Origin of the sequence: Flavobacterium sp. I-STPP5a (assembly GCF_009764685.1) — a bacterium.
GTDB lineage: Bacteria > Bacteroidota > Bacteroidia > Flavobacteriales > Flavobacteriaceae > Flavobacterium.
On sequence record NZ_VHLM01000068.1, the window covers coordinates 1 to 4,174 of the forward strand.

The window sequence follows — 4,174 nt, forward strand, 5'->3', positions numbered from 1 at the left end:
TAAAACCTGCAACAAAGCATCTATCTTAGCATTTTGACTCTTATCGCCACCAAGTTTCAAAGTACCTAAAAATGCGGTTATTTGCTCTTTATAAATTAAAGTAGTTGCAGTGTCTTGTTCTTGAGTCTGTTCTTCTTCTGCTTGACAATTACTCATAATAATCGAGATCAATACTACTACTACAATAGATAGATATTGTCTAATTGTTTGTTTGGTTGTTTTCAAATTTTTTAAATCTAGGGTAAGTTATATGCCGTAGTTTTAAGAAAATTAAAAAAGTATCGTCATACTTTTTTGAAATTTATTAAAATCACTACTGCATCTTTTCCCAAATGTAAGTTTTTCTTTTTACCCTGAATTACGGTTTTTATGTTAAAGTTTTACGGTTTTTTGAGATTTTGAATCTTGATTTAAACTGTTTTCATTGGTTGCTGGTGTTGGAAAATAAAAGAAAAAAAATTGATCTTAAGCCTATTACTAGAAATTCAAACTAATTCAATCATAAAAAAATGCCGCAAAATAGAAGTTTTGCGGCGTTTTTGTTTGTAAAACTTGTCAACCTATTTTAGAACAAGACAGGGGGGATAAATATATAATTCCTCTTTAAATGATGTGCAAAATACACTACTCTCTTTCATTTTTAAAAAGTAGAATATACCCAATCAACTTCATATTTTAGCAGCGTACTTTTATTAGTTTTTTCTAATACAAGTATTTTGAAGTATTTATGATTTCTCGACAAAGGCATTGAATTTGGTATTGGTCGTTTTATTTTAGTTTCTTTTTGAAATACAGCTATCTTTTTTTTAAAATAAAGATACTCATTATCAGTTAAGCTCCTTGGATTTTCTAGTTTGTACTTTTTAAGATTATCAAAAGTACAAGTATCCTTTTTATTGATTTTACTATCAAAAATAAAAGTTTCTCCGCCCATGTAAAAATAAATTTTGTTGTCGACTTCTTTTTTACTATCACCTGCAGAGCTATCAAAAAGGACATATCTCACAGGTTTCTTATACTTATTCCCACCTTTATAAAAGTTGAAAAAATCACTTTCTTTTGATTGCCCAACTATGGAAAATGAAATACATAATATTAAAATACAAAATATTTTTTTCATGATTAGTTGCAATTTGAAGGTTCGTTGTATTAGCGCATTTGAAATCAATAAATTTAGAATAAAAATGCCGCAAAATATAATTTTGTGTTTTTATTCGTTTACTATGTTTCGTACTAAGAAAACCCATACTTCCCTGCTCGTGAACACAAACTAAATCATAATATAACTCTAAAAAAACAACTTAATGTCACAAACTGCAATCCTAATGCTTGTTGGCAATCATCACGAGCGGGACGCTAGCGCCGAATGTGATTAAGTTAAGTGTTTATTTGTCATTCCGACGAAGGAGGAATCTCTGTCTGTAGCTCGCGTTTGTTGAGATTCCTCCTTCGTCGGAATGACAAAAACATAGGGATTATTCCTTAACTTAATGACATTGCGCTCGCGCCAGCTGGGGGAAGAATCGACTTCAACCACAGGGTCAGGAATTTCTTTTAATATTGCTAATATGTCTTATTTGGGTTAAAAGCTTCGTGTGTTCTGATCCATTTACCTTTCATTTTTTTCATAACAACAACAAAAGTATTTCCGCCTGCTATGCATAATTTTAAATTTGTAAAAACTAAATATTTCTTATTTTGATAGTACATCGGTTCAGAAAAGCTAAATATGCAGATATCATATTTTTTATATTTTTCCATTATTGATTCAAAACCTCTTTTAGTATTCATACTTTCAAAAATGGTTTTACTGTATCTAAAATCATTTTTATCCCAATATTTATCAGTATCCCAAATTTTATCTCCTTGGAAAGGTAAATCTTGATTTTCTTTTTTTAACTTTTTCCAATCTTTTTCGTTAAATAAATGATTTTCAGCTTCTATATTTCCATTTAAATCAATGGATTGGATGAATTTTTGTTCAAATATTTCTAATGTAAGATTTGAATTGAGTTTTTCTTGGGCAATGTATACTTCTCTATTACTATCTTTTACAATTGTTTCAAAATAATTATTGATAGCTTCAAGTTTTTCTTTTTCATCTTTTTTATGATAACTTTTAGTTTGCGAGTAGTGAGTATAGGCGATACTTAGTGTTAAATATAATATTATATTTTTCATAATTTAAATTTTAATTACAGGGTTTACCTACAGCTGTTTGTTGCTTAGCAGTCCCCAACTGACGGGAGCGTCCCATTCGTGAACACAAACTAAATCGTGATAAACCTCAAAAAACGACTTACTGTCACAAACTATAATCATTGCTTGTTGGCTATCATCACGAGCGGGACGTTCGCGCCAGCCAGGGGCTTGTTGCTCTCTTGAATTTACACTAATTTAAAACATTAGTTGAACCCTTGTGAGTCACAATCCATTTATATTTTACTTTTTTCATTATCACAATAATTGTCTTCGCCGCTCCTATTAGCAATTTATGTACTGTAAAAACAACATATTTGTTGTTTTGATAATAAATAGGTTCGGAAAAACCATATACTTCAATATCACCTCTATTATATTTCTCAACCATAAGTTCGATCCCTTTATCAGTATTCATACTTTCTAAAACAACTTTTTCAAACCTAAAGTTATCTTTTTTCCAAAAGTCATCTTTGCACCAAATCCTTTTACCCTGCAAACATTTATTTTTATATTTGGCCTTCATTATTTTAAAATCTTTCTTATTGTACAGGACGTCATCTCCTTTACCATTTCCAGCAGCATCAATAATCATTATATCATTTAACCCAAATATTTTCAAAGTTTCATTTGAATTGATTTTTTCTCTTGCAACAAATATAACTTCAGTTGTATCTTTATAAATTGTTTCAAAATAATCGTTGATAGCCCTATTTCTTTCTTTTTGTGACTGTGAGAATAATGACTGTGAAAGAGTAGAAAAAAAGAGTAGAGTAATAATTGTAAATAGATAATATTTTTTCATCTTCTTAAAATTTAGTTACAAGGCTTTCCAACTGGTTTTTGTTCTTGAGGGGTTCCAGATCCAACTGTAAATCCAACTGCTTCAGCAGCATACCTATTTTTAATTCTAATACTTTCTGCACTTCCAGGCGGATACGTTTTAGCAAATATTGGAGTTTCACTTAATCCTCCCCAAGCTAGATCTTCATATACTTGATGTGGTATGGTGTAGTTTGCGTCATATTCTTGTAAAGCAGATGCCATAGCAGCAACATATTTATCTGCCATTACTTTATGCTGTGCATCTTCCTTATTATTACTATCTGGATTTGTTTTAAGTACTTAAGCCTCAAACAATTCAGGAAAATTGGGTAATGCAGTGCTTGGAGTGTAATTGTAATCATCGACAATACTAAGAAAATAAGCGTGTATTAATTCGTGTACTAATACTGTTGCTTTAAAAAGCTTTGTACCATTTGTATACTGATTACGGTCAACTCTAATTTCATAATTGTATTTAGATATAGGTTGAGTTTCTGCATAAGTTGCAGCTGGTTTCATTACCATATTCACAGTATAAACACTGCCTGCATCAAGTTTATTCAAAATAGCTGCAATATCATTATTTGTAGTGTTTTTTAATTGATCCATAACTCCTTTAGGACAAGGATCCAACTTACTATCATCAATATTGTCCTCAATAGTATCTGCTATTGCCTCTTCACTTTGACCTCCCCAACTTGCAGAACCAGCGTCATAGGTGTAGACAATACCGTCTTTAACTACCTTTTGCTGGTTTTTAGGCCATTGAATGATCAAAAAGTAATACTCTTCATAGTTGTTATAAACTACTACTTCGCTCAAGCTTGTTGAGAAAAAATCCCATGATTTTGTTTTGGCATTATATCTCTCTGTTATAATTCTACCTTTGTGGTCAATATAAGTGAATAATTCTGTGTCTGTAGGATTAGATGGATATTGAGGTACACTTGTACTAGTGTCGTCACCGCCACCGCCTCCACCGCCGCATTGTGTCCCGCTCATACGATAGGCTTGACATTCCCATCCTCCTCCATCACAAGTAGTGTATAAATATCTCGATGTTTGATGTCCGTCAGACCACGTAGTTACCCAGTACCAATCAGTACAGCCGCTTGATTTTTGGTTAGCTTTGGGCATGGTTTTGTTTCTT

At 31.6% G+C, this 4,174-nt stretch carries 6 protein-coding genes; all 6 read right to left on the reverse strand.

All coding sequences use genetic code 11. From position 1 onward, the window contains the following. Positions 1 to 225, reverse strand: a 225-nt coding sequence (locus FJV36_RS12895; protein ID WP_158981184.1) for a hypothetical protein, incomplete at its 3' end; no start/stop codon positions are given. Between the two features lie 415 nt (positions 226 to 640). Next, positions 641 to 1,120: a hypothetical protein gene (locus tag FJV36_RS12900; protein WP_158728514.1), complete on the reverse strand. Its 480-nt coding sequence runs from the start codon at positions 1,118 to 1,120 to the stop codon at positions 641 to 643. Positions 1,121 to 1,563: 443 nt separating this feature from the next. Next, the gene (locus FJV36_RS12905) at positions 1,564 to 2,181 is read right to left on the reverse strand and encodes a hypothetical protein (protein ID WP_158728513.1); all 618 of its coding nucleotides are present in this window, start codon (positions 2,179 to 2,181) and stop codon (positions 1,564 to 1,566) included. A 211-nt stretch (positions 2,182 to 2,392) separates the two neighbouring features. Next, positions 2,393 to 3,004, reverse strand: a complete 612-nt coding sequence (locus FJV36_RS12910; protein WP_158728512.1) for a hypothetical protein — start codon at positions 3,002 to 3,004, stop codon at positions 2,393 to 2,395. Between the two features lie 11 nt (positions 3,005 to 3,015). Next, positions 3,016 to 3,270, reverse strand: coding sequence for a hypothetical protein (locus FJV36_RS12915; RefSeq protein WP_158728511.1), 255 nt, complete (start codon positions 3,268 to 3,270; stop codon positions 3,016 to 3,018). A gap of 54 nt (positions 3,271 to 3,324) precedes the next feature. Further along, the coding region (locus FJV36_RS12920) for a DUF4344 domain-containing metallopeptidase (RefSeq protein WP_233264548.1) at positions 3,325 to 4,174 on the reverse strand (850 nt) is incomplete at its 5' end.

Bases quoted from the DNA above. Each gene is read 5' to 3' on its own strand.
- FJV36_RS12900 (WP_158728514.1), bottom strand. From the start codon at position 1,120: ATGAAAAAAATATTTTGTATTTTAATATTATGTATTTCATTTTCCATA.
- FJV36_RS12905 (WP_158728513.1), bottom strand. From the start codon at position 2,181: ATGAAAAATATAATATTATATTTAACACTAAGTATCGCCTATACTCAC.
- FJV36_RS12910 (WP_158728512.1), bottom strand. From the start codon at position 3,004: ATGAAAAAATATTATCTATTTACAATTATTACTCTACTCTTTTTTTCT.
- FJV36_RS12915 (WP_158728511.1), bottom strand. From the start codon at position 3,270: ATGGCAGATAAATATGTTGCTGCTATGGCATCTGCTTTACAAGAATAT.